Source organism: Rhizobium sp. BK181 (assembly GCF_014193305.1).
Lineage (GTDB): Bacteria > Pseudomonadota > Alphaproteobacteria > Rhizobiales > Rhizobiaceae > Rhizobium.
The window spans coordinates 367,604-393,127 of record NZ_JACHZA010000002.1 but is presented as its reverse complement, the minus strand read 5'-3'; the positions used below and the strand labels follow the sequence as shown (position 1 = coordinate 393,127).

22 protein-coding genes are annotated in these 25,524 nt (G+C 59.9%); 9 read left to right on the top strand and 13 right to left on the bottom strand.

Going from position 1 to position 25,524, the window contains the following annotated elements:
* Positions 1 to 2: 2 nt before the first annotated feature.
* The 4 genes from FHT77_RS09330 to FHT77_RS09315 form a co-directional block, all read right to left on the bottom strand.
* The gene (locus FHT77_RS09330) at positions 3 to 1,025 is read right to left on the bottom strand and encodes a metalloregulator ArsR/SmtB family transcription factor (protein WP_183754547.1); all 1,023 of its coding nucleotides are present in this window, start codon (positions 1,023 to 1,025) and stop codon (positions 3 to 5) included.
* 168 nt (positions 1,026 to 1,193) lie between these two features.
* Positions 1,194 to 2,843: an energy-dependent translational throttle protein EttA gene (gene ettA / locus FHT77_RS09325; RefSeq protein ID WP_183754545.1), complete on the bottom strand. Its 1,650-nt coding sequence runs from the start codon at positions 2,841 to 2,843 to the stop codon at positions 1,194 to 1,196.
* Positions 2,844 to 2,974: 131 nt separating this feature from the next.
* Positions 2,975 to 4,780, bottom strand: a complete 1,806-nt coding sequence (locus tag FHT77_RS09320; RefSeq protein ID WP_183754543.1) for a hypothetical protein — start codon at positions 4,778 to 4,780, stop codon at positions 2,975 to 2,977.
* Positions 4,781 to 4,855: 75 nt separating this feature from the next.
* Positions 4,856 to 5,593, bottom strand: coding sequence for a ribonuclease T2 family protein (locus tag FHT77_RS09315; RefSeq protein WP_183754541.1), 738 nt, complete (start codon positions 5,591 to 5,593; stop codon positions 4,856 to 4,858).
* A gap of 158 nt (positions 5,594 to 5,751) precedes the next feature.
* Here FHT77_RS09315 and FHT77_RS09310 point away from each other — a divergent pair, with 158 nt between their 5' ends.
* The 4 genes from FHT77_RS09310 to FHT77_RS09295 are packed head-to-tail and all read left to right on the top strand — an operon-like array spanning position 5,752 to position 10,530.
* The gene (locus FHT77_RS09310) at positions 5,752 to 6,681 is read left to right on the top strand and encodes an alpha/beta fold hydrolase (protein ID WP_183754539.1); all 930 of its coding nucleotides are present in this window, start codon (positions 5,752 to 5,754) and stop codon (positions 6,679 to 6,681) included.
* A gap of 16 nt (positions 6,682 to 6,697) precedes the next feature.
* Positions 6,698 to 7,654: a DMT family transporter gene (locus FHT77_RS09305; RefSeq protein WP_183754537.1), complete on the top strand. Its 957-nt coding sequence runs from the start codon at positions 6,698 to 6,700 to the stop codon at positions 7,652 to 7,654.
* 18 nt (positions 7,655 to 7,672) lie between these two features.
* Positions 7,673 to 8,875 (top strand): CaiB/BaiF CoA-transferase family protein, encoded by a 1,203-nt coding sequence (locus FHT77_RS09300; RefSeq protein ID WP_183754535.1) that lies wholly within the window; start codon positions 7,673 to 7,675, stop codon positions 8,873 to 8,875.
* Entirely contained in the window at positions 8,872 to 10,530 is a 1,659-nt protein-coding gene (locus tag FHT77_RS09295; RefSeq protein ID WP_183754533.1) for a thiamine pyrophosphate-binding protein, read from the top strand. Before FHT77_RS09300 ends, FHT77_RS09295 begins: the two co-directional genes overlap by 4 nt.
* A 39-nt stretch (positions 10,531 to 10,569) precedes the next feature.
* On the opposite strand, the gene FHT77_RS09290 is transcribed toward FHT77_RS09295, so the two are convergent.
* The 3 genes from FHT77_RS09290 to FHT77_RS09280 form a co-directional block, all read right to left on the bottom strand.
* Positions 10,570 to 10,914 (bottom strand): RidA family protein, encoded by a 345-nt coding sequence (locus FHT77_RS09290; protein ID WP_183754531.1) that lies wholly within the window; start codon positions 10,912 to 10,914, stop codon positions 10,570 to 10,572.
* Positions 10,915 to 10,987: 73 nt separating this feature from the next.
* Positions 10,988 to 11,326 (bottom strand): TIGR01244 family sulfur transferase, encoded by a 339-nt coding sequence (locus FHT77_RS09285; protein WP_183754530.1) that lies wholly within the window; start codon positions 11,324 to 11,326, stop codon positions 10,988 to 10,990.
* A 69-nt stretch (positions 11,327 to 11,395) separates the two neighbouring features.
* Positions 11,396 to 12,235: a DUF4432 family protein gene (locus FHT77_RS09280; RefSeq protein ID WP_183754528.1), complete on the bottom strand. Its 840-nt coding sequence runs from the start codon at positions 12,233 to 12,235 to the stop codon at positions 11,396 to 11,398.
* A gap of 232 nt (positions 12,236 to 12,467) precedes the next feature.
* Between FHT77_RS09280 and FHT77_RS09275 the strand changes: the two genes are divergently transcribed.
* A complete protein-coding gene (locus tag FHT77_RS09275) occupies positions 12,468 to 13,823 on the top strand; it encodes a L,D-transpeptidase (RefSeq protein WP_183754526.1) in 1,356 nt (451 codons plus the stop codon).
* A gap of 68 nt (positions 13,824 to 13,891) precedes the next feature.
* On the opposite strand, the gene FHT77_RS09270 is transcribed toward FHT77_RS09275, so the two are convergent.
* The 6 genes from FHT77_RS09270 to FHT77_RS09245 all read right to left on the bottom strand — a co-directional run bounded on the left by FHT77_RS09270 (position 13,892) and on the right by FHT77_RS09245 (position 21,430).
* Positions 13,892 to 14,605 carry a ParA family protein gene (locus FHT77_RS09270; RefSeq protein WP_183754517.1) on the bottom strand — a complete coding sequence of 238 codons (714 nt, stop codon included), beginning with the start codon at positions 14,603 to 14,605 and terminating at the stop codon, positions 13,892 to 13,894.
* A gap of 232 nt (positions 14,606 to 14,837) precedes the next feature.
* Positions 14,838 to 15,983 (bottom strand): iron-containing alcohol dehydrogenase, encoded by a 1,146-nt coding sequence (locus tag FHT77_RS09265; protein WP_183754515.1) that lies wholly within the window; start codon positions 15,981 to 15,983, stop codon positions 14,838 to 14,840.
* The gene (locus FHT77_RS09260; protein WP_183754513.1) at positions 15,980 to 17,365 is read right to left on the bottom strand and encodes an aldehyde dehydrogenase family protein; all 1,386 of its coding nucleotides are present in this window, start codon (positions 17,363 to 17,365) and stop codon (positions 15,980 to 15,982) included. The genes FHT77_RS09265 and FHT77_RS09260 overlap by 4 nt, the downstream gene beginning before the upstream one ends.
* A 105-nt stretch (positions 17,366 to 17,470) precedes the next feature.
* Positions 17,471 to 18,838 (bottom strand): glutamine synthetase family protein, encoded by a 1,368-nt coding sequence (locus FHT77_RS09255; RefSeq protein WP_183754511.1) that lies wholly within the window; start codon positions 18,836 to 18,838, stop codon positions 17,471 to 17,473.
* Positions 18,839 to 18,982: 144 nt separating this feature from the next.
* Positions 18,983 to 20,530: an amino acid permease gene (locus tag FHT77_RS09250; RefSeq protein ID WP_183754509.1), complete on the bottom strand. Its 1,548-nt coding sequence runs from the start codon at positions 20,528 to 20,530 to the stop codon at positions 18,983 to 18,985.
* Positions 20,531 to 20,656: 126 nt separating this feature from the next.
* A complete protein-coding gene (locus tag FHT77_RS09245) occupies positions 20,657 to 21,430 on the bottom strand; it encodes an N-formylglutamate amidohydrolase (protein WP_183754507.1) in 774 nt (257 codons plus the stop codon).
* A gap of 176 nt (positions 21,431 to 21,606) precedes the next feature.
* Here FHT77_RS09245 and FHT77_RS09240 point away from each other — a divergent pair, with 176 nt between their 5' ends.
* The 4 genes from FHT77_RS09240 to FHT77_RS09225 all read left to right on the top strand — a co-directional run bounded on the left by FHT77_RS09240 (position 21,607) and on the right by FHT77_RS09225 (position 25,514).
* Positions 21,607 to 22,479 (top strand): MurR/RpiR family transcriptional regulator, encoded by an 873-nt coding sequence (locus tag FHT77_RS09240; RefSeq protein ID WP_183754505.1) that lies wholly within the window; start codon positions 21,607 to 21,609, stop codon positions 22,477 to 22,479.
* 180 nt (positions 22,480 to 22,659) lie between these two features.
* Complete coding sequence (locus FHT77_RS09235; protein ID WP_183754503.1) at positions 22,660 to 23,763, top strand: ABC transporter substrate-binding protein; 1,104 nt, start codon at positions 22,660 to 22,662, stop codon at positions 23,761 to 23,763.
* Positions 23,764 to 23,835: 72 nt separating this feature from the next.
* Positions 23,836 to 24,729: an ABC transporter permease gene (locus tag FHT77_RS09230; RefSeq protein ID WP_183754501.1), complete on the top strand. Its 894-nt coding sequence runs from the start codon at positions 23,836 to 23,838 to the stop codon at positions 24,727 to 24,729.
* A complete protein-coding gene (locus FHT77_RS09225) occupies positions 24,726 to 25,514 on the top strand; it encodes an ABC transporter permease (protein WP_183754499.1) in 789 nt (262 codons plus the stop codon). The genes FHT77_RS09230 and FHT77_RS09225 overlap by 4 nt, the downstream gene beginning before the upstream one ends.
* The last annotated feature ends 10 nt before the right edge of the window (positions 25,515 to 25,524 follow it).

The window sequence follows — 25,524 nt, the reverse complement described above, 5'->3', positions numbered from 1 at the left end:
CATTATCTCCCGGCAAGTATGGGTTCGGCGCCTTCACTCACGGCTGAGGCCATGAGGCGCCGAGGGTCGCGCGCAAGCCAAACAGTGACGGTGAGCCCCTGCCCGCTTTGATGACCCGGGTGAAGATCGACGACCTGCTCGACATCCAGCCCGGCCTTGCGCAGCCAGTCGGACATCGACTGATGCGAGAAGCCGAGGCGAACATGCGCGTGCTCGTCGCGAAGGTATTCCAGCCCGTGTGGGGCAAGATCGATGATAAGCAGCCGTCCGCCTGGCCGCAGCATGCGCGCGGCCTCGCCGATTGCGATCTCCGGCTGATCGAAGAAATGCAGCACCTGATGGATCGTCACCACGTCGAAATCCTGCGCCTCGAACGGCAGATTCAGGATATCGGCGTGACGAACGGATGCCTTGGTGATCCCTGACTTGTCGAGGTTGGCGCGCGCCACGCTCAGCATGTCGCGGCTGGCGTCCACGCCGATCGCCCGGCGATAGAGGCCAGATAGAAGCTCGAGGATGCGTCCTGTCCCGGTGCCCAGATCGAGAAGCGAGTCGATCGGCTGGCTGCCGAGCAACCGTATGACGGCGGCATCGACCTCTTCATCGGCGGCGTGCAGGCGGCGAAGCTCGTCCCATTCCGCCGCGTTGCGGCTGAAATAGGCCTGTGCGCGCTCGGCCCGCTGACGCTTGACCGTCGCCAGCCGTTCGCTGTCGCGAAGGACGACGGGGTCGTTCTCGGAGGCATGCGCCAGCAGGCTGCGCACGAAAGCGGCCGCTTTGCCATCCTGCCGAAGGCGGAAATAGGCCCAGGCGCCTTCCTGGTAGCGGTCGATCAGATCCGCTTCGCCCAGCAGCTTGAGGTGACGAGAAATACGCGGTTGGGACTGGCCAAGGATTTCCGTAAGATCGGTCACGGTCAGGTCGCCCGCCGCCAGCAGAGCCAGAAGACGCAGACGCGTCGGCTCGCCGGCCGCCCTGAGGACGTCCACCAAAGCATCCAATCCAAGTCTGATAGGCTCACCCATACCCGATCCAATCAACATATAAAGATATCTTTATGTGATTTGAATAGGTGTGGCAAGCTGGAATTCCATCCATTCACGAAATTAGCTGCTCGGATCACGACATAGGTGCGCGCAAAAAAAGCCCCGGCGAACCGGGGCTTTCATAGAGCTGGAGTCGCTCTTTGGCGATCAGCGCGTCAGGCGCTTATAGGTCACGCGGTGCGGATTGATCGAGTCGACGCCGAGACGGCGCATCTTGTCCTTCTCGTAGTCCTCGAAGTTGCCCTCGAACCATTCGACATGGCTGTCGCCTTCAAAGGCGAGGATATGCGTCGCCAGGCGGTCGAGGAACATGCGATCGTGGCTGATGATGACAGCGCAGCCGGCGAAGCTTTCGAGAGCGTCCTCGAGGGCTGCGAGCGTTTCGGTATCGAGGTCGTTGGTCGGTTCGTCGAGGAGGATGACGTTGCCACCCGCCTTCAACATCTTGGCCAGATGGACACGGTTGCGCTGACCGCCGGAAAGCGTGCCGACCTTCTGCTGCTGGTCGCCGCCCTTGAAGTTGAAAGCCCCGCAATAGGCGCGCGAGTTCACTTCGTGCTTGCCGAGCTTGATGATGTCGTTACCGCCGGAGATTTCTTCCCAGACGGTCTTGTTGCCGTCGAGCGCATCGCGGCTCTGGTCGACATAGCCGAGATCGACAGTCTCGCCGATCCGGATGTCGCCGCTATCGGGCTTCTCTTGGCCGGTGATCATGCGGAACAACGTCGTCTTGCCGGCGCCGTTCGGACCGATGACACCGACAATGCCGCCGGGCGGCAGCTTGAAGGTGAGGTTTTCGATGAGCATCGTATCGCCATAGCCCTTGGTGAGGTTCTCGGCTTCGATGACCACCTGGCCAAGACGCTCGCCAACCGGGATGACGATCTGCGCATCGCCGGGGCGACGGGCCTCTGCCGCCGCGACCAACTCGTCATAGGCACGGATACGCGCCTTGGACTTTGCCTGGCGGGCCTTCGGGCTGGCGGCCATCCATTCCTGCTCGCGGCTGATCGCCTTCTGGCGGGAGGCCTCTTCGCGGCCCTCCTGCTGCATGCGCTTGGCCTTCGATTGAAGATAGGCGGAGTAGTTGCCCTCGTAGGGGATACCGCGACCACGGTCGAGTTCGAGGATCCAGCCCGTGACGTTGTCGAGGAAGTAGCGATCGTGGGTGATCATCAGGACCGAGCCGGGGTACTGGCGCAAATGTTTTTCAAGCCAGGCAATCGTCTCGGCGTCGAGGTGGTTGGTCGGTTCGTCGAGCAGCAGCAGGTCGGGCTGCGCCAACAAAAGGCGGCAGAGCGCTACACGGCGCTTTTCGCCGCCGGAGAGCTTCTCGACCGAAGAGTCGCCTGGCGGGCAGCGCAGCGCGTCCATGGCCATTTCGACCTGGCTTTCGAGGTCCCAGAGGTTCTGGCTGTCGATGATGTCCTGGAGCTTCGCCCCCTCTTCCGCCGTCTCGTCGGAATAGTTCATCATCAGCTCGTTGTAGCGATCGAGGATCGCCTTCTTTGGAGCAACCCCCTCCATGACGTTCTCAAGGACCGTCTTGGAAGCATCGAGCTGCGGTTCCTGTGCGAGATAGCCAAGCGTCGCACCCTCGGCGAGCCACGCCTCGCCGGTGAATTCCTTGTCGAGACCAGCCATGATGCGCAGAACGGTCGACTTGCCGGCGCCGTTCGGACCCAGGATACCGATCTTGGCGTCCGGGTAGAAAGAAAGGTGGATATTCTCCAGCACCTTCTTGTTGCCGTACGCCTTGTTGAGGCCGGCCATATGATAGATGAACTGACGTGCCATTGATTGTTCGCTCCGCGGCGGGATTTAAGTTTGCCGCTATGTAGGCGAATTGGGCTCAAGGAGCAACGCGCGAAGGCTAAAAACCAGAGGCTTTTGTGGCCTTGCGGACATTTTGTAGAGGGACGGCGTCACTACCAAAGCTTCGCGTGATCTATGCGAAAGAGTTGGAAATCGCTCGGCTTCGCATAGGGAACCCTCTCGAGACCCGGCCAACTTTTCCCAGCCGCCAAGGCCGCATAGAGCGGAGCCTGCCGTAGATCGGCCGCCAGCGGAAATCGGCATACAGCCACATAGTCGAAGGGCTCCAACGCCGCGCGGCGGACCGCCGCGTCAGACGAGGTGAAGGCCTCGAACATGCGTCTCATACCGGGCGACGCACGGTGGAATGGCACTGCGCCGACAGAAAATCCTGCAGGACGTGCGAATAACACGCGCAACGCGATGCCCTGAGGAAGCGCAATTCGTCCCGCGGCGACCGAATTCAGAACACCGAAATCCTCGCCGTCGCAGTCGCTGGCCGTCATGTAATCGACCGCATCGAATACGTGCATCGGCGGTCGGATGACAAGGCAAAGAACCGCTGGTGCAAGAACGGATGCAAGGGCAAATCCGACAGCCACTCGCACTCCTCGCGTTGGCGATCGGGCATTTAGATAATAGGCAATCGCCGCTGGCAGAAACGGCGGTATGAGCGCAATCGGAAAGCGGATGTTCCGCAAGACGTCAAACGTCAGAAGCAGGGAGGCGAGACCCACGGCGAATGCAACCCCCACGCCGAATTTTTGCTGTCGTATCTGCGCGGCGACGTAAGGTGCAGCCAGAAGGGCACCGCAAGTGGAAAGCGCCAACAGCGCAACGGTGGAGTATTGCGCACTCTCGTAAAGGTAGAGGAAGCTGTTCTCCTGCCAAATGCGAGAGAACCAAAACGCGCGCGATACCGGATCGATCATCTGATAGGGGCCGCCGAGACAGCGTGGAAAATACCACGCAGCCAGGCCAAGGATGAATGCGCTTGACAGGCCCAGCCATAGGATTTTTGCGAAGATCGATGAGCGATCCGGCACCACCCAAACCACGCAGGACAGGGTGGCGGACATTCCGATCAACAAAAACAGATAGGGTGCGGAAAAGGCATCGCATTGCGTCGAAACGATGCCGTCCGGGCCAATGAAGGCAAGCGCGGCAGCAACGGCGACGGCACTCATTGCGGGACCGCTGGCAATAATCATCGCCCGCGCTTCCCTGACGCCGGCAATGTAGCAGAGGACCAGCCCGGCGTAGGCAACAACGACCAGCGGCAGGCATTCCAGTCCGATGACGACGGAGAGCGCCGCAGCGCCCCCCACGAGCGCGCCGCCCAACCGATCCCAGCGAACAAGACCGGACACCATAAGCATCATCGCGACCAGTTGGCCATCGTGGTGGTCAATGCGGCCCGGCGAGAATTCGAACACGGCAACCGCCATGAGAATTGTCATCAGCATCAACATCAGCAACGACGACAAGCGCGACGTCGGCTGATCGGCCATCAACCGTTTCACGGTGGACGCAACCGGCAGGCAGAAAAGGGCGAGCATCAACGGCGGCCAGATGCGGAAAGAGAAGGAGATAGCCTGATCGATGGGCATGAACGGCCGCAGCAACGTCGCTATTGCCGCGTAAGGTAGATCGATCAATCTCGACCAGGGCGAAACGTAAGCTTCGGGCATTGAAATGAACGGCAGCGTAAGATCGAACCACCGACCATCCGGCGACATCAGATACCGGATCTGCAACTCACGCATCTGGTCATCGAGATCACCGAGGAACAGCACCCCGTCGGCGAGATCGAACAGAACAATGGCAAGCCCTGTGATGTAGACTGTGAGAAAGGTGCGCAGAAATGGCCTGCTGTCAGGCAAGACCTTCAGGTCGGCTCGCGATAGAACTGCATCCATTCCGCACTCGCCCCAGCAAACAGCGGCCAGACATTAGTCCAATCCGATTAATATTCGGCTACATGAGCAAAAACACTAAAACCCAGCAGCGTCCACGACGCCCTGATCGCAGCCGAACGAGGTTCGCCCTGCCCCTTGAATGAGCTCGCGCAGGCTCGCTCCGCCATTCGAGGTGGCGTCCTCCGATAGGCCGATCGTGAGCTCGTCAATGACGCGGCCTCCGCCGCCGGCGCGCCGACAACTCATCTTGACCCGATCGCCGGCGCCCGGACCGAAGCTCTTGTCGAACGCAGCCTTGATCGCCGCCGCTGTCAGCGACTTGCCGACGTTGGCCGCGAAGAGATCGCGGACTGTCGAGGCATTCAGCTCATCGATGAGGCGAACCGACGTCGCAAAATAGTCGTCGGCACTCATCTTTGTGCAAGTACCGTGTTTGATCCACTCATGGCGCTCCAACCCGGATTGCGTTCCGGGCATCGCCTTCTCAAGCGCGGCTTTGGTCTCCGCCGAAAGCTCTACCTCAGGCAGTTTCTTCCAGTTGCCTTCCTTGTCCGCGGTCCGCAGCGTGCCAGAGACGTCGCAATAGTCCTTGCGCATCGGCCAAAGCCCGTGCAGCGAGAAATTGGTCGCATCAAACCTGTCCTTGGTCTGACTGCTGCATTCCGGCTTGCGCTGGTTGGTTTCACAGAAGGCCGGTTGCCAGCTGGCTGCCAAAATGAAGCGCGTCCTTCCACCCACATCCTGGGCTCCGGCTACGCCAGCAGCCGTGATCGCAATCAGGAATAAAGCCGTGCGCAGAAATGGATTACTCATCTTCCTCCCTCCCAGGAACAATTCATGAACAAGAAATCATGGTGGGTCTGTTTTCACAACCCTCAATCCCTAGGGTGCTAAAATCCCGTCGCATAAATATTTAGACGTGTTGCATTTCACGATCGATCTGGTCTTCTCCCGTCAACGGGAGGATGTGGATGTTTGCAGATACGCAACGCCTTGAAACGGCGAACGCCTCGCTTGCCTTTCACCATCAAGCAGCGCAGTCCGAGGCACGCGGGATTATCGTTGTTTCCCATGGTTTGGCAGAACACTCCAAGCGCTACGCGCGTTTTGCCGCAGCGATGGCGGCCCGTGGTTATCATGTTTTTGCCTTCGATCACCGCGGACATGGCGAGACGACTGCGGCAGATGCTCCGATCGGACGCTTTGCCCGCCGCGATGGTGTCAGGCAGGTGATCGATGACGTCTCTGCCGTACGCGACCGCGCTGTGGCACAGTATCCCGGCCTGCCAGTCATCGTTTTCGGGCATTCGATGGGAGGTCTCATCGCGCTGAATGCTGCTGTGACCCATCCCGAGAAATATGACGCCGTCGCCGTATGGAACTCCAACTTCAACCCAGGCGTCGCAGGGCGGGCAGCACAAGCGATCCTGCTGGCCGAACGGGCCTTGAAGGGCTCCGATGTGCCAAGCGGCATTTTGCCGAAGCTCACCTTCGGCACGTGGGGAAAGTCCATTGCCAATCGTCGAACGGAGTTCGACTGGTTAAGCCGCGACCCTGTCGAGGTCGACAAGTATATCGCCGACCCGCTGTGCGGCTTCGATGCCTCCGTTTCCCTCTGGCTCGATATCTTCGAACTGACGTTTCGCGCGCCGCAAACGCCGCATCTGGACCGTCTGTCGAAGCAGACACCGATCCATCTTGTTGGTGGCGGGCAGGATCCGGCGACGGATGGCGGAAAAGCGGTGATCTGGCTTTCAAACCATTTGAAAGCGCATGGCTTCTCCCGTATCACGACACAGATATATCAGGACATGCGCCACGAAACGCTGAACGAAATTGGAGCGGACGCGGCCCTCGCTGCATTCGCCGACTGGTGCGACGAAGCGATCGCAAGATCCTGAACTGAAGGATTTCGCGATGAGCCATGGTATTTCTTCCCGTCCCGTTTCTGCTTCAGAGGTTTCGACCGGCATTCTGCTGATGTTCCTGTCGGTGCTCGTGTCTCCGATCATCGACATCTTCTCCAAGCTCGCGATCGCCACGATTCCCGCGGCGGAAATCACGGCCGCGCGGTTTGTGGTGCAAGCGCTATGCATGTTGCCGATCGTTGTCTGGCGCGGAAGCTGGAAGGGCTTCTCGTGGCGTGCCAACATCTTTCATGCCATCCGCGGCGCCATCATAACGATCTCCATGGTGTCCTTTGTCACGACGCTGAAGTACATGCCGGTTGCAGACGCCATCGCGATATTCTTTGTCGAGCCGATCATATTGACGATCCTGAGCAGCATCTTCCTCAAGGAAACGATCGGTTGGCGCCGCTATACGGCTTGCGGCGTCGGCTTCTTCGGCGCCATGCTGATCATTCAGCCAAGCTTCCAGGAGGTCGGCTACGTGGCGCTCCTCCCCGTCGTCAGCGCCTTCTGCATTGCCATCTTCGCCTTGATGACACGCGTCCTTTCGCACCGGGAAGACCCATGGGCGATGCAGTTTCAGATGGGCGTCTGGGGTTTGCTGTTCTGCGCCATTCTGCTCGCACTCGGCAACGGCACGGGTTCCGACGTCTTTGACTCGGTGATGCCGGATGGCCGTGGCTACCTCTACCTGCTCGGCGTCGGCGTCACGGCGGCCATTGCCGGCATCTTCGGTGTCTATGCCTACCGCGCCGCGCCCGCCTCGACGTTGGCGCCCCTTCAGTATTTCGAGATCGTGTCAGCAACCATCTTTGCCTGGCTGGTCTTCGGCGACTTCCCGGATGCGCTCAAGTGGCTCGGCATCTTCATCATCATCGCCTCGGGGCTGTACATTATATGGCGCGAGCGGCGCTTTGCATCGAAGCCCGTATCCGATACACCTCAATCGGCCCTGGCGCCCTGATCTGCTCGTGGGAGGAACATGACGGACAATCAGCCCCAAAAGCCGCCGCTGTCGGGCATCCGCGTCATCGAGCTCGCACGCGTGCTCGCGGGCCCATGGGCCGGCCAGATGCTGGCCGATCTCGGCGCCGATGTGATCAAGGTCGAAAACCCGGATGGAGGCGATGACACCCGGCACTGGGGCCCGCCCTTTGTCGAGGGTGCCGACGGAGAAAACCTTTCCGCTGCCTACTATCACTCTGCCAACCGCGGCAAGCGCTCGATCACTGCCGATCTGAAGCGCGAGGAAGACCAGGCACTGGTTCGCCGCCTCATCGCCACGGCCGATGTGGTCATCGAGAACTTCAAGCTCGGCGGGCTCGTGAAATACGGCCTCGACTACGAGAGCCTGAAGAAGATCAACCCGAAGCTTGTTTATTGCTCGATCACGGGTTTCGGCCAGAACGGTCCCTATGCCAGCTTGGCAGGCTATGACTATATCGTTCAGGGCATGTCCGGCTTCATGTCGATCACCGGCGAACCGGACGGACAGCCGATGAAAGCGGGCGTCGCGATCGCCGACATCTTTACCGGCATTTATGCGGTCGCAGCCATCGAGGCAGCGCTGATTCACGCACAGAAGACCGGCGAAGGGCAGCTGGTTGATATGGCGCTGCTCGATGTCCAGTCAGCCGTGCTGGCCAACCAGAACATGAACTACCTGGTCTCCGGCCGCGCCCCGACACGGCTTGGGAACGCGCATCCGAATATCTCGCCCTATGAAGTCGTCCCCGCCGCTGATGGCTATCTGATTCTCGCGGTCGGCAACGATGGCCAGTTCCGCCGCCTATGTGCGATCCTCGGCCTCGAGGGTACTGCTGACGATCCACGTTTTTCGACGAACAAGGCGCGCGTCGCGAACCGTGACGAGGTCCGCAGGCTCGTTTCCACCGAAACGTTGAAATGGCAGAAAGCCGACCTTCTGAAAGCGTGTGAGGCCAACGCCGTTCCGGCCGGTGCGATCAACACCATCGAAGAAATGTTTGCGGATCCACAAATTGAGGCGCGTGGATTGCGGGTAGATCTCGCCGACGCAAAGGGTACGGTCATTCCCGGCGTCAGGACGCCGGTCGTGCTGGCGCAGACGCCGTTGCGTTACGAGCGGCCGAGCCCGCGGCTGGGAGAACATCAGGAGGAGGTTCTGGCGGAACTCGCCGAACTGGAGGGGAAAAGACCATCATGAAAAAGACTGGCGGAGAACTGATCGTCGAGGCCTTGAAAGCAAATGGGGTGAAACGCCTCTCCTGCGTGCCCGGCGAGAGTTTCCTTGCCGTACTCGACGCGCTCTACGATAGCGACATCGACGTGATGGTTTGCCGCCAGGAAGGCGGCGCGGCCATGATGGCAGACGCATGGGGCAGGCTCACCGGCGAGCCCGGCATCTGCATGGTAACCCGCGGTCCGGGCGCCACGAATGCCACCGCGGGGCTGCATATCGCCAGACAGGATTCCGTTCCAATGATTCTGTTCATCGGGCAAGTCCAACGCGACGCGAGAGAACGCGAGGCCTTTCAGGAGGTCGAGTTCCGCCGTGCGTTGACTGAGTTCAGCAAGTGGGTGGGCGAGATCGACGACGCGGCACGCATTCCGGAATTCGTCACCCGCGCCTTTGCACTTGCAACATCCGGTCGCCCCGGCCCCGTCGTCTTGTCACTACCCGAAGACATGCTCCGAGACGAGGTGGAGGCGCCGCGCGCCAAGCGCTATTCGCGTGTCGAAGCTCATCCCGGCCGCCGCCAGATTGACGACTTTTACTTGCGGCTACTGAAGGCCGAGCGACCGATGGTTATCGTCGGCGGCACGCGTTGGGATGGGGATGCGGTTGCCGACCTGAAAACCTTCTCGGAACGCTTCGCGCTCCCTGTCGGCTGCTCGTTCCGTCGGCAGATGCTGTTCGACCATCTGCACCCGAACTACGCCGGGGACGTCGGCATCGGCATCAACCCCGTATTGGCGAAAGAGATCAAGGAGAGCGATCTGCTGATCCTGCTGGGCGGACGGATGTCGGAAATGCCCTCTTCCGGCTATACGCTGATCGACATCCCTTACCCGCAGCAATCACTCGTCCACGTTCATCCGGATCCGTCAGAGCTTGGCCGTGTCTACCGACCCGACCTCGCAATCAGCGCGAGCCCGAGCGACTTCGTTGCGGATCTTGCTGATCTTGAGGCACCCAGCGAACTCAGATGGGCGGAACGAACAGCACGGATGCATCAGACCTACATGGCATGGTCGACGCCACCACAAACCGGGCCCGGCCCGGTCCATATGGGACCGATCATGGAGTGGATCGAGGCAAACACGCGCCCAGACACGATCTTCACCAACGGTGCCGGCAACTATGCCACCTGGCTGCACCGCTTCCATCGCTTTCGTCAATTCAACACCCAAGCGGCGCCGGCGTCCGGCTCCATGGGTTACGGCCTGCCCGCCGCAGTCGCCGCCAAGCAGCTTTTCCCCGACCGCGAGGTCGTCTGTTTCGCCGGAGACGGCTGCTTCCTGATGCACGGCCAGGAATTTGCAACCGCCGTGCGCTATGACCTGCCTATCATCGCCATCGTCATCAACAACGGCATCTACGGCACCATCCGGATGCATCAGGAGCGCGAGTACCCAGGGCGCGTCAGCGGCACCGATCTGACCAACCCGGACTTTGCCGCCCTTGCACGCGCTTATGGTGGCCATGGGGAGACGGTCGAGACGACGGAAAGCTTCGCAGCCGCTTTCGAGCGTGCAAGGGCGAGCGGCAAACCCTCGATCATCGAGGTAAAGCTCGACCCGGAAGCCATTACGCCGACGCGCACGCTGTCCGAAATCGCCCAAACAAAAAGCCGGTGAGCGAAACTCACCGGCCTTACAAATCGCGGTGCCGTCGACTTAGTCGAGGGCGGCCGTAACTGTGAACTCGACCTTGTACTTCGGCGCAGCAAGCTTGGCTTCGCTGGTTGCGCGAGCCGGCGTGTTCGCCGGATCGACCCAGGCTTCCCAGGCAGCGTTCATTTCTGCGAAGTAGGACATGTCGGAAAGATAGATCAGCGTCTGCAGGATCTTCGACTTGTTCGAGCCGGCTGCAGCAAGCAGACGATCGACTTCGGCGAGCGCCGACTTGCACTGTTCCGTGACGCTTTCGCCTTCGCCCACCTGGCCAGCGAGGTAGACGGTGTTGCCGTGGATGACTGCGCCGCTCATGCGGGCGCCGACGTCGATGCGCTTGATTGTCATGATTGTCTCCTATTGACGAAATGAAAGACGCCGCTGGATTGAAGCGGCGTCGAACCTGGATCAGTGATCAGTACTATGCGCGGATGTGGTGCGTCTTCTGATAGATCGCGGTCGAACGCGCGCCGGAACGGCAATAGCCGAGCATCGGACGCGGAAACTCGTCCAAGGCATCGACCATGCCCGCAATAGCCTCCTCATTGACGCCCATAGGGCCGACCGGCACATGCGCGATATCGAGACCGAGTTCCTTGGCGCGCGCTGCTACCAGCGCAAAAGGCGTCTGGTCGGGGCTTTCATCGTCCGGACGATGGCAGACGATCGATTTGAAACCCAAAGCCTTGATCTGGTCGATATCCTCGACCGAAATCTGCCCGGAAACGGAGTACTCGTCGTCGATCTGGCGAATGTCCATCGCTAATCCTCCTGAAATCGTGGGGTGAATGACTACGCCGCCCCATGCGCAGCGTCAACCGCAGATCACTCAAACGAAGGCGAAGCTGAGCGCATAATCGCGGCTCTCGCCGGGCTTCAGCATGACGAATTCGCCCGCCGCTTCCAACTCGGAGCGTGATACCCATCGATGCGACACCGGCTCGATGCCGAGAACATCGACAGGCGTCTTCTGATTGCGCCAGACCTGCAGGTGCGGCAGCGTCTCGGCAAGAATTCGCACTCTGAGAACCCTGCCACCAGTGGCAGCAATCGGGCCAAGCCGCACCTCGGCGAAGCCGCCTTCCGTTGCCGGCGCCTCCACGCAGAAGATGCCGCCCGGTTCCTCGCCGAAATTCCAAGGGAAGCCACCGCCATCGAGCATCTGGCCTTCGAGTCGGGTGCCCGCGTCGAACCACTTCCCACTGATGTTCATATGGTACATCAGGAAGGTCGGAACGACCTTGTCGCTCGTGTTGACGACCTTGTCTCTGAGGCTGACTTCGCCTGTCCCGCCGTGGATGAACCAATGGCGCTCGATGCGCACCGGCAAGCCTTCGACGGTTACGATATCGATGTCCGCCCTGCACTCGGCATTGCCATTCTCGAACTTCGTCCAGAGAACTTTGGCTGCATGGCCGGGGCCTGATCCATGCAAGGGATATACCTTCCCGTCGGCGCGGCCGGGTATGGGCTCACGATGACGGATATGATCCGGTCCGCAGGTAAAGAGGAAGCCCTGCACGGAATGCGAAATGCGCGAATCGCCGTCATCCGGAACCGCCTCCTTGGGAGCAACATCGACGCCGTTGACAACACATCCGCCGACATCCATCAGCGACGTCTCGTCAAGCATCAGTTTCGGCCCCTTAGCGGCGGCAAACTCGATCATCGTCCAACTTCCTCCCGTTCTGACCACCTTTGCACGGTTATGTCGCGCCGCCGAATTCGTCAATCGCGACCACACGCTGAGCGCACCGGAACCGACCCATGCCCCCAAATGTTTATGACCAAAGGAAAAATCACGGAGTTTTTATCTTTTGTTCAGCACGATTTCATAAATTCCACACTAGCGTCAAAATTCGCAGGTGTGTGTCGGCCAAGTCACTGAAGGGTCTAAAGACGTGAATCGCTTTGTAATATCGGGATTGTCTGCCGCAGCAGCCCTGCTGGCCATCGCTGTCGCGGCACCCTCTGCCGAGGCGCAGCAGTTTTATAATGGTCGCCAACGTGACGTCGTCTTCGTGGCGCCAAACGGTGATATCCTCGACTACATCCCTTCGGGCGCAGCCTACGCACGCGACCGGCGCGGCAACCGTGTCCTCATCGATCCCTACGGCAATGTGATCGCAACCGAGATGCGTGCGCGTGGCTACTACCCGCGCCCGCCGGTGCGCGACGCCTACAATGGCGATGGCTACTACGGAGACGATCCGTACGGCGATGCCCGTTACTCCGAACGCGGTGCAGTCACCGGCTCGATCCCACGCGACGCTGCGATCGACCGACAGCCGCTTGACGATCAGCCTTACCCGCCGGGCGGCGATAACTATGCGTCCATCGAGCAGGATCAGCAGACACCCGAGATGTTGGAGCCGAAGCCGCCCCAGGAGCCGGTGATCACGCTCAAGAACAAATCGAAGTCCGAAATTGTTGCGCTGCAGGTTTTCCTTGATCGCGCTGGCGTGTCTCCCGGCGCCATCGATGGCCGCATGGGCGCGAACGTCACCAAGGCAATCTATGCCTACCAGCAGATGGCCGGCGAGACGCTTGACCCCAACAACACCGATGCCATTCTCGAGCAGTTGCGGATGACGGGCGGTCTACCGCTCGTCAGCTACACGATCACGCCGGCGGACGCCGCCGGCCCTTACGTAGCGGAAATCCCGGAGGACTACGCCCACAAGGCCGCCATGTCGTCTCTCGGCTACACTTCGACAACCGAGATGCTCGCCGAGCGCTTTCACATGGACGAAGGTTTCCTGAAGGAAATCAACCCAGGCGTGGATTTCACCGTCCCCGGCACAATCATCAAGGTCGTTAATCCGGGCGACGCAAAGGCTGGAGCAGTTGCGCGCATCGTGGCAGACAAGGGCCGCAAGCAGGTCTTCGCCTATGACAACAGTGGCAACTTGATCGCCGCTTACCCGGCCTCGATCGGATCGACGGACACGCCCTCGCCCTCCGGCACCGTGACGGTCGAGCGCGTCGCCTTGAACCCGGGCTACACCTACAATCCGAAGATCAACTTTCAGCAGGGCGCCAACGACAAGATCTTGAATATCCCACCGGGTCCCAACGGACCTGTCGGCACGGTCTGGATGGCGCTCTCGAAGCCGACCTACGGCATCCACGGAACGCCGGAGCCGTCGAAGATCGGCCGCACGCAGAGCCACGGCTGCATCCGTCTCACGAACTGGGATGCCACCGAACTGGCGAAGATGGTCAAGCCCGGCGTCACGGTCGAATTCGTCGATTGATCCCAGGCGGCACCAACCAGAAAAAATGCGCCTCTACGGGCGCATTTTTCATTTGTCGATCAGGTTATTCAAGCGGCAGAGCGGATCAGGGGGCCAGTACTGCGCGCCGGCTCCGGCAGTTTGACGGGTACCTTCGCCATGATCTCTTCAGCAAAGCAGCGAGCGTTCTCGCGCGCCTTGTCGAGGTTGCTGACACGGGCTGGATCGAGGGAATGCAGCGTACCGCCGCAGTCGAAGAGATCGCGGAAGGCTGAGCGTTCGATGATCGCAGTATCGAGCACCGGCACCTGACGCTCGCTCAGCAGCGACTTGACGATCGAGAGTGCCCGCGTCGTTACCATCGAGTTGACGCGCGTGAGGACAACCGAGTGCCCGATGCGGATACCCGCCTTCTCATCGAGATATTGCAGCAGTTCGAGCACCTGCGCACCGCCGCGCGCGTCCATCGCGCACCCCTGGATCGGGATCAGCACGTGGTCTGAAAGCCCGATGGCCGTCGCCAACAGCGGATTGCGCGCGCCTGGGAGATCGATGATGAAGTAGTCCGTATTGTGCTTGTTTTCCGAAATGTGCAGCGGCAGGGACGCCGATGTGACGAAGTCGATCACCGAGATGTTGGGCACGTGGCCGGACACCTCATGCCATCGCGTGATCCAGTGCTGCGGATCGGCATCAAGGATGGTCACCCGATAACCTTTTTGGGCAAGCTCAGTGGCGAGGAGAAGTACGGCTGTCGTCTTGCCGGCGCCGCCCTTGGTGTTTGCGAAAGTGATGACTGGCATGGTCGGTCCTCGAAGGGAAAATGTGAGCCTCTCGATGGCTCTGTCGCGCACTCTCGGAAGCATCGTGCGGTTAATGCATCCTTTCTAATCATGGTTAACAACTTCTAAACGCGACACCTGAAATTGCGGCCAGCATTTCTTGCACTCAGGCACAATCACGACGCCATGAACGAAAAAGGCCCGGAAAGCCTAGGCTTTCCGGGCCAGTTCAGGTCCGCCTTCTTCTCTAAGTTCAGAAGCAATCCTTAAAGAGTGCCTTGGTATTTTCGAGCGTCATCTTGACCGGATTGCCGCCAGCGCTCGGATCTTCTATCGCCATGGCCGAAAGCTCATCGATTCGGTCGGGCTTGATTCCCATCGCAGAAAGGCTATCGGGAACGCCAAGTTCAGAGCGAAGCTGCAGCACGTAGTCGTAAAAACCGTCGAAACCGCCGGAAATGCCGAGATAGGCAGCAGCGCGCGCGATCTTCTCCTCGATCGCCGAACGATTGAACCGAAGCACCGCCGGCATCACGACGGCATTCGTCATGCCGTGATGCGTGTTGTAGACCGCCCCGATCGGATGCGACAGCGCGTGGATGGCGCCAAGCCCCTTCTGGAACGCGACCGCACCCATGGCTGCGGCCGACATCATGTTGGCGCGGGCTTCGAGATCGGTGCCTTCCTTGTAGGCGCGCGGCAGGTATTCCTTGGCGAGACGCATACCCTCAAGCGCGATGCCTGCCGACATCGGGTGGTAGAAAGGCGAAGAATAGGCTTCCAGGCAATGCGCGAAAGCATCCATGCCGGTGCCGGCGGTGATGATTTTCGGCATTCCGACAGTCAGTTCCGGATCAGCGATGACAACGCCCGGCAGGAACTTCGGATGGAAGATGATCTTCTTCACATGCGTTTCGGAATTGGTGATGACGCTGGCGCGACCGACTTCCGAGCCGGTGCCCGCCGTCGTCGGCACCGCCACGATCGGCGCGATGCCTTCAACGCTGGCACGCGTCCACCAGTCGCCGATATCCTCGAAGTCCCAGACGGGCCGCGTCTGGCCGGCCATGAAGGCGACGCACTTGCCGAGATCGAGGCCCGAACCGCCGCCGAAAGCGACGACGCCATCGTGGCCACCGTCCTTGAAAGCCTTGACACCAGCTTCGAGGTTCTTGTCATTCGGGTTCGGATCTACGTCAGCGAAGATCGCGCGACCGAGACCTGCGTCTTCGAGAATGTCGAGTGCCGTCTGGGTGATCGCCATCGACGCCAGACCGCGGTCGGTGATCAGCAGCGGGTTCTTCATGCCGAGGCTCTTGCAGGCGTCCGCCAGTTCCTTGATGCGCCCCCGACCGAGCTTGAAGGCTGTCGGATAGCTCCAGTTGGCTGTGATGTTCATGCTGTGACTTTCTTCAGATGGTAGGATTTCGGACGCGTCAAGTTTTGGAAGCCGATGATCGACAACGAGCCGCCACGGCCGGTTTCCTTGACACCGGTCCAGCAGAGCGCCGGGTCGAGATAGTCTGCGCGGTTCATGAACACCGTGCCGGTTTCGATCTCGCGACCAAGCCGCCCTGCCCGCTCCGGATCCTTCGTCCAGAGCGAAGCCGTCAGGCCATACTGGCTGTCGTTCATCAGGGCGATTGCCTCGTCATCGCTTTTGACCTTCATGATGCCGACAGCAGGGCCGAAAGTTTCTTCGCGCATGAAGGCCATCGAGTGATCGACGTTGACGAGGATTTGCGGCGCAAGATAAGCGCCACCATCGTCCTGCGGAAAGAGCTTCGGATCGACCAGCGCCTTGGCGCCCTTGGCGACCGCGTCTGCGATCTGCTCGCGGACCACTTTGGCGAAACGCTTGTTCGCCATCGGCCCGAGCGACGTTTCCGGATCAAGCGGATTGCCGAGCTTGTAGTTCGACACCCAAGCGACCGACTTCTCGACGAAGCTGTCGTACAGCGATTCATGCACATAAATGCGCTCGATACCGCAGCAGCACTGACCGGAATTATAGGTCGCGCCGTCCATCAGCGTATCGACCGCTGCATCGAGGTCGGCGTCTTCCATAACGTAGCCCGGATCCTTGCCGCCGAGCTCGAGGCCAAGACCGGTAAACGTGCCGGCCGCCGCACGCTCCATCGAGCGCCCGCCTTCGACCGAGCCGGTGAAGTTCACGAAGTTGAAGCTGGCGGCGGCAATTAGCGCCGACGTCGTCTCGTGGTCGAGGAATACGTTCTGGAAGACGTCCTCGGGAACGCCGGCCTCGACGAACGCCTGCACCAGCCGCTCCCCGACAACAAGCGTCTGCGACGCATGCTTCAGAACAACGGTGTTGCCCGCCATCAGCGCCGGCGCGATCGTGTTGATCGCTGTCATGTAGGGATAGTTCCAAGGCGCCACGACGAAGACGACGCCATGCGCTTCGCGCTCGATGCGGCGCTCGAACTTGTCGCTCTCTTCGACGACCAGCGGCGCCAGCGCATCGGCCGCAATCGAGGCGACGTAGTTGGAGCGCTCGTTGAAACCCTTGTACTCACCGCCGTAGCGGATCGGTCGGCCCATCTGCCAGGCAAGCTCCGGCACGACGACGTCGGACATTTCATTTAGCCGCGCGACGCCCTTCAACACCAGCTGAACGCGCTGTTCCAGCGGCCGCTTTGCCCAGGCCTTCTGCGCCTTGCGCGCACGCGCCACCGCGTCTTTCGCCGCCTCCAGCGAAAGCGCCGGGCGTTCGGCGTAAACCGATCCGTCGATCGGTGAAATGCATTGGATCATTCCCATGATCTTCATCCTATGTTTTGGCATGCCGAAACCGGCGGACGCCCCAAACAATCTCCCGAGATATGGAAATCGTGTGACGGGACGCCGTCCGGCCTTGGCTACGCTTTATGCTCTTTCGAAACCGCGCGCCACTTCCCAGTCGGTAACGCGACGATCGTATTCTTCCTGCTCCCACTCGGCAGCACGAGTATAGTGGTCGATAACGTCATCGCCGAAGGCGCTACGCAGCATCTTCGATTCCGTCATGGCAGCGGTTGCTGCACGCAGGGTGCGCGGGATCTCGCGGACGCTGCGAGCGCCGTAGGCGTCGCCGACAAACGGCGACTCCAGCTCCGTCTTCTTCTCGATACCCTCGATGCCGGCAGCGAGCAGTGCCGCAAACGCGAGATAAGGATTGAGGTCCGAGCCGCCGACACGGCACTCGATGCGGATCGCGCGGGTATCGTCGCCGCAGAGGCGATAGCCGGCCGTGCGGTTGTCCTTGCTCCAGATCGCCTTCGTCGGCGCGAACGTGCCAGCCATGAAGCGCTTGTACGAGTTGATGTAAGGCGCGAGGAAATAGGTGATCTCGCTGGCGTGTGCGAGAAGACCGGCCACATAGTTATTCATCAGCGGTGACATGCCGTACTTGCCGCCTTCGTCGTAGAAAAGCGGTGTCTTACCGTCGGCGCTCCAGAGGGACTGATGGATGTGCGACGAGCTACCAGCGGCATTGTAGTGCCACTTCGCGAGGAAGGTGATCGCCCTGCCCTTCGACCAGGCGATCTCCTTGCAGCCGTTCTTTATGATGGAGTGGCGGTCGGCCATGGTAAGCGCGTCGGCATACCGGACGTTGATTTCCTCCTGGCCCGCCGACGCCTCACCCTTCGAGTTCTCGACCGGAATACCGGCGCCTTGCAATCCGGTTCGGATTGCCCGCATGACCTCCTCTTCCTTGGTCGTCTGGAAGATGTGGTAGTCTTCGTTGTAGGCGCTGGCGAGCTTGAGGTTGCGATAACCGGATGCGTGTGCAGATTCGTAGGTCTGGTCGAATAGGAAGAATTCGAGTTCCGAGGCCATGAACGCCTTCATGCCCATGTCTTCCAGTCGCTTGACCTGCTTTTTCAGGATCGCGCGCGGCGAATGCGGTACTTCTTCATGCGTGTGGTGGTCAAGGAGGTCGCAGAGCACGAGCGCGGTGCCTTCGAGCCATGGAATACGGCGCAGCGTCGAAAGATCGGGCTTCATCGTGTAGTCGCCATAGCCTTTTTCCCAGCTTGTCGCCTTGTAGCCGGACACGGTTTCCATCTCCATGTCGGTGGCAACGAGATAGTTGCAGCTATGCGTTTCCTTCCACGCGCTTTCCAGGAAGTATTCGGCCTGAAACCGCTTGCCCATCAGGCGGCCCTGCATGTCCACCTGACACGCCAGAACCGTATCGATGCGCCCATCGGCTACATCCTGCTTGAGATCGTCGAGGGTATAGATGCTCATGGTGAATCCGCCTGAACTTGGGAACTGAAATCGGTGCAACGAAAGAGCATGCCGTGAAACGAGTGAGCCGCCCTGATGCGTTTTCGTTGATCCGGAGAACGGGGCCGCTATTGCGGCCCCGGAGTCGGAGGGGAAGTCGAAACCTCAGGCTTCGCCGACGGCCTTTTCGGCCGCTGCGATCTCCGCCTGACGACGCGCAACTTCGTCGCCGATCGGCGGTCCCTTGAAGCGGCGGTTTTCGAAACCGAACCATACGATCGCGGTCAGCACGAGGAAGCCGACGGTGATGTAGAGAGCCCAATCGTTCGGAGGCTGGATGCCAAGGACGAAGATCAGCACCATCGCGAGGATCGACAGGATCGCGAACAGCTTGAACATGCCTTCGCCGAGGTTCCACGGCCCCATCTTGTCCCACTTCGACGTGCCCCAGGCAAAGAGGCCGAGGGTGATCGGGATCGCGAAGGAGAAGAACAGGAAGATGACCGTGCACGATACGACGATCGTGTAAACCGGCGTCTCACCGATCGAAACGAGCGACGAGCCCCAGACGAAAAGTACGGCGAGGATCGATCCGGTCCAGATGGCCGCGACCGGAGTACGGTACTTCGGGCTGACCTTCGACAGTGCCTTCGATGCAGGCAGCCCGCCGTCACGCGAGAAGGCGAAGATCATACGCGAGACCGAGGTCACCGTTGCCAAGCCGCACAGCCACTGGCTGACGAAGATGGCGAGGTAGAGCAGATCCTTGACGACAGGGTTCACCTGGCTATCCATCGCCCAGAAAAATACGTTCCAGCCCTGTTTGGCTGCATCGTCCATGTTCGGCAGCATCAGTACGAAAGCGCACAGCATGATGTAACCGAAGAGCGCCGACCACAGGACCGAGGAGACCATGCCGCGTGGCACGGAATGCGCGGCCTTGACCGTTTCTTCCGAGGTATGCGCCGAAGCATCGTAGCCGGTGATCGTGTAGATTGGCAGCAAGAGACCGAGCAGGAATACCCACGCGCCCGAAGTCGACGGCCAGACATTGCCACCCGCTTCGCCGGAGTAATTGGCGAAGGTGAAAAGCCGACCAATGTCATAGGACGGTGCTGCCAACAGGCAGACAGCGGCCAGTACGATCGCCGTCGCAAAGATCAGATAACCGGAGAAGTCCGTCAGCTTCGCCGTCAACCCAATCCCCATGTGGTTCACAAGCGCCTGCGCACCGGTAATGATAACCAGGAAGACGATGCGGACCATCGTGGTGTCTGTCAGGCCGAAGTAGCTTGTCCCGAAGGCGCCCATGAAGAAGTAATAGGTGCCGACGTTGATCGCGCCCAGAACGGTGACGAGACCGAGCAGGTTGAACCACGCGGTTACCCAGCCGGTGAAGCGGTTGCCGAGGATCGAGCCCCAATGGTAGAGGCCGCCCGCGGTCGGATAGGCCGAACTGATCTGCGCCATCGCGACAGCGAACACCAGCGAGACGAAGCAACCGACCGGCCAACCGATGCCGATCGCCGCACCGCCGGCACCCGCCGTGGCTTGCGCCAGTGAGTTGATACCGCCGGAGAGGATGCAAATAATGGAAAACGAAACGGCAAAGTTCGAGAACGAGCTCATCCGCCGTTCCAGCTCCTGGGCGTAGCCCATGGAGTGCAGGATATGCATATCCTGCTTCTTGTCGTGATCCGTGTAATCGGACATGACTTCCCCCTGTTTAGCAATCATCCGCGGGATTGCGGATGATCATCCAGTGCCAAAGTGCCCGTGACGTTTTCGCCTACGGGCGGATCGCAGTTAGACTGCTCCCTGGGGTCTTTTTCTTCATTGTCAGGCGTCCAGGCTTTGCTGGAGAAGCCCTGTCAGATAGTCGGCCACGACCCCTTGACCGTCTTCGTCTGAGATGAGGTCGTTGCGGACCTCGATCATTACATTGCGGAGCCCATTGGACAGCCCATGCAGGATCAGCGTGTGGGTCACGCCATCCGCAGGGCCATAGGGCTCGTTGCGTTCGATTTTGTAGAGAGGCGAGCCGGACGATGCGGCGTTCAAAACGCTGTTTGCAAAGCGGCTGTCTTCGTCGTGCAGTATACCAATTTCCACAGCGCGCGTCTTGCCGTGGTACACCGGAGTGAAGCTGTGGACCGTTGCAATCACCGTCTCCTGCCCCCTCGCCTTACGATCGCGAATCAGTGCGCGAATGGCGTCATGGAAAGGAATATACAACGCTTCTGTCCGCGCGAGGCGTTCTTCCCCGCTGAGATGGGCATTGCCCGGTATCTCGTAGACTTCGCTCTTCTCAGGCATGGCTCCGGCCGACTCCGGTGGCCTGTTGCAATCGTAGATCAGCCGAGAAAATCGCTGGTAGATGAGCGTGGCATCGAGAGCCTCCGAAATCCCGCGGGCCACGGCCAAAGCGCCTGGATCCCAGGCAATATGACTTTCCAGCGCTTCATCGGAGAGACCGAGTGTTCCGTACCGCTCAGGCAGCAATCGGGATGCATGCTCGCAGATCACCAGCAACGAGCTCCTGCCGTTCGGTCGCTCGACCGAAACGCATTCGCCTTCCGCTTCGCTTAGGACCTTGAACTGAGCAGCCACCACAGGCGCATCCCGATCATTAATAAAATATGTATAAGAAAAGAATTCTTCACGTTTCGACGACTGTCAAGCGCACTCTGAAAATTTCTTTTCATGACAGTAGTTGACATGGATTGTGACAGCGTTGTTAACTTTCAGTGGGAAAGTGGCACAAGACCAATCCCGGGAAGCATGATCGCGTGACCGCTGCGTCGAAGACAGTTTCGGACGTAATCCATTCGCATTTTGGCACGCTGACGCGGGCTGAAAAGCAATTGGCTGAGAGCCTTTTGGACAACTACCCTGTCTCCGGACTGGGAAGCATAACGACGATTGCTGAGAACGCCGGTGTGTCAACGCCAACGGTCGTGCGCATGGTCCAGAAGCTTGGGTTCAAGGGCTATCCCGACTTTCAGGCGCACCTCCATCAGGAAGTCGAAGCAACGATTTCAAACCCTATCGCCAAGCACGACCGCTGGGCCTCCAATGCGCCGGGCACGCATATTCTGAACCGCTTTGCCGACGCGATCATGGGCAATCTGCGCCAGACGCTGAGCGCGCTCGATACAGCGACGTTTGACAGCGTCGCCTCCCTCCTCTCCGACCGCAAGCGCGGCCTCTATTTTGTCGGCGGACGCATCACCGGTGCGCTCGCCGAATACTTCTTCACGCATATGCAGGTCATTCGCCCGAACACCGCTCTGCTCTCATCTAATTCGAGCAGCTGGCCGCAATACGTCCTCAACTTGAATCCCGGCGACCTGTTGGTCATCTTCGATATCCGCCGCTACGAGCAGGAGATGGTCAGCCTCGCGACCGCGGCCCGCAAGCGCGGAGCCGAGATTGTCGTGTTTACGGATCAATGGGGATCGCCTGCCGCCAAGCTCGCGCGCCACACGTTTCGTGTGCAGATCGAGGCCCCGTCGGCCTGGGATTCATCAGTCGTCACTCTCTTTATTGTCGAAGCGCTGATCGAAGCCGTTCAGAGTTCGACATGGGACGAAACGAAAGAACGCATGAAAACGCTGGAGGGTCTGTTCGAACAAACCAGGCTCTTCCGTAAACTCAGTTAGGAGGGAAAATACGACAGGGAGATGACAGGCCGCGCTTGAGTGAACAACGTGTCGTAAATGAAACACCGCCGCCAACTGCCTGCTATACAAAGAAAAAATAAGGTCATCAAACTGTCACGAAAGCTTCACGTAACGTCAGTAACAGCATCGTCAGACACTGAACCACGAAGGAGAACAACAGTGATCTCTAATATTTCTAGAATTCTTTCACTTTCTACTGCAATTGTTGTTGCTTCGACTGCAATCGCAGCCGCTGAACCGAGCGCTGAACTCATCGCTGCCGCCAAGAAGGAAGGTACGCTGACCACCATCGCGCTTCCGCACGACTGGTGCGGCTACGGCGACGTCATTGCCGGCTTCAAGGCCAAGTACGGTCTCGAAGTCAACGAGCTGAACCCGGACGCCGGTTCGGGCGATGAAATCGAAGCCATCAAGGCCAACAAGGGCAACACCGGCCCGCAGGCTCCAGACGTGATCGACGTCGGCCTCTCCTTCGGTCCGTCAGCAAAGGCTGACGGCCTGATCCAGCCCTACAAGGTCTCCACCTGGGATTCGATCCCGGATAGCGCCAAGGATGCTGACGGCTTCTGGTACGGCGACTACTACGGCGTCCTCTCGTTTGTCGTGAACACCGACATCGTCAAGGAAGTCCCGAAGGACTGGGCCGACCTGAAGAAGTCGGACTACGCGAACAGCATCGCCCTCGCTGGTGATCCGCGCGCGTCGAACCAGGCTGTCCAGGCAGTTTACGCCGCAGGTATCGCAGCCGGTGAAAAGGATGCGACCAAGGCTGGTGAAGCCGGTCTCGCCTACTTCGCCGAACTCAACAAGGCCGGCAACCTTGTGCCTGTCATCGGCAAGTCGGCCTCGCTCGCTCAGGGTTCGACCCCGATCGTCGTCGCCTGGGACTACAACGGCCTGTCCTGGCGCGACACGCTGAAGGGCAACCCGCCGGTTGAAGTCGTCGTTCCGGCATCGGGCGTTAACGCTGGCGTCTACGTCCAGGCGATCTCCGCCTTCGCTCCGCATCCGAACGCTGCAAAGCTCTGGATGGAATACCTCTATTCGGACGAAGGTCAGCTTGGCTGGTTGAAGGGCTATTGCCACCCGATCCGCTTCAACGACCTCGCAGCCAACAAGAAGATCCCGCAGGAGCTTCTCGACAAGCTGCCGCCGGCTGCTGCCTATGAAAAGGCCGTCTTCCCGACGCTCGACGAGCAGGCTGCTGGCAAGGCTGCCATCACCGGCAAGTGGGACAGCGTTGTCGGCGCGAACGTTAAGTAATCTTTGACACAAGGCCTCTCCGCCCTCGGGCGGAGAGGTTTCGTTTTCATTGCCCCGATAAGGCTGTCGTCTATGAGCACCGTTTCAACATCCGTGGTCACGACCACGTCCATGATAAACCGCGACAAGATCGTAGACTGGCTCGGCATCGCACCGTTCATGATCTTCGCGTTGCTGTTCCTTATCGTGCCGACGCTTTATCTCGTGGCAGGCGCCTTCCTGACGCCTGAAGGCAATCTGACGCTCCAGAACATTGCCGACTTGTTCACGCCGTCGATCCTGAGCGCCTACTGGATCAGCATTCGCGTTTCGGTCGCCTCCGCCCTCGGCGGTGCGCTGATCGGCTTCTTTCTCGCCTGGGCCATCGTCCTCGGCGGCCTCCCAAACTGGGTCCGCTCGGGACTTCTGACTTTTTCCGGCGTTGCTTCAAACTTCGCCGGCGTGCCGCTTGCTTTCGCCTTCCTCGCCACGCTTGGGCGCACCGGGCTCGTCACGGTATTGCTGCGCGATTGGTTCGGCTTCAATCTCTATTCCACCGGCTTCAACCTACTGAGCTTCTTCGGGCTCACCCTCACCTACATGTACTTCCAGATCCCGCTGATGGTGCTGATCCTGACGCCGGCTCTCGACGGCATGAAAAAGGAGTGGAAGGAAGCCGCGCTGATCCTCGGCGCCACCAACGGCCAGTATTGGCGGATGGTCGCCTTCCCGATCCTCTGGCCGAGCCTGATGGGCACGACGCTGCTGCTCTTTGCAAATGCTTTCGGTGCCATCGCGACCGCCTACGCGCTGACCGGTAGCTCGCTGAACATCGTGCCGATCCTGCTCTATGCGCAGATCCGCGGCGACGTTCTTCACAATGCCAACCTCGGCTATGCGCTGGCGCTAGGCATGATCGTCATCACCGGCCTCTCCAATCTCCTCTACATCCTGCTGCGCATGCGCGCTGAACGGTGGCAAAAATGAAGACTTCACGCCTTGGAGCCTGGATCGCCATTGCGTTCGGCTCGATTTACTTCCTTCTGCCACTCATCGCCACGATCGAATTCTCGCTGCGTATGCGCCGCGGCACATACAGTTTCGACGCCTACGCCTCGGTTTTTTCCGATGCGCAGTTCCGCGAAACCTTCGGCTATTCGATGCTGATGGCGCTGTTGACGATCATCTTCGGCATGCTGCTTGTGGTACCGACCGCCTACTGGGTGCGCCTGCGCCTGCCGCAAATCCGCCCGGTCGTAGAATTCATCACGCTGCTGCCACTGGTTATCCCGGCGATTGTGATCGTCTTCGGCTATCTCCGAATGTACAATTCATCCTCGATCCTGCCGCTAACGGGATCGACGTCAGGCACCAACGTCCTGCTCGTCCTTTCCTACATGACGCTGTCACTGCCCTACATGTACCGTGCGGTCGACACGGCGATGCGCGCAATCGACGTCCGCACCTTGACGGAGGCGGCCGAGAGCCTCGGCGCCAGCTGGACGACGATCATGTTCAAGTGCATCTTCCCGAACGTCATGAGCGGCGTGCTCTCGGGCGCCTTCATCACGCTTGCGATCGTCATGGGCGAATTCACCATGGCCGCTCTCCTCAATCGCCCGGCCTTCGGCCCCTACCTGCAGCTGGTCGGCGCTAACCGCGCTTACGAGCCGTCGGCGCTGGCGGTCATCGCCTTCTCGATCACCTGGCTCAGCATGGGCCTGCTCAATCTCGCCTCCCGCTTTCACCGAGCCGCTCCGGCCAAGTCGTAAGGTATCTGGT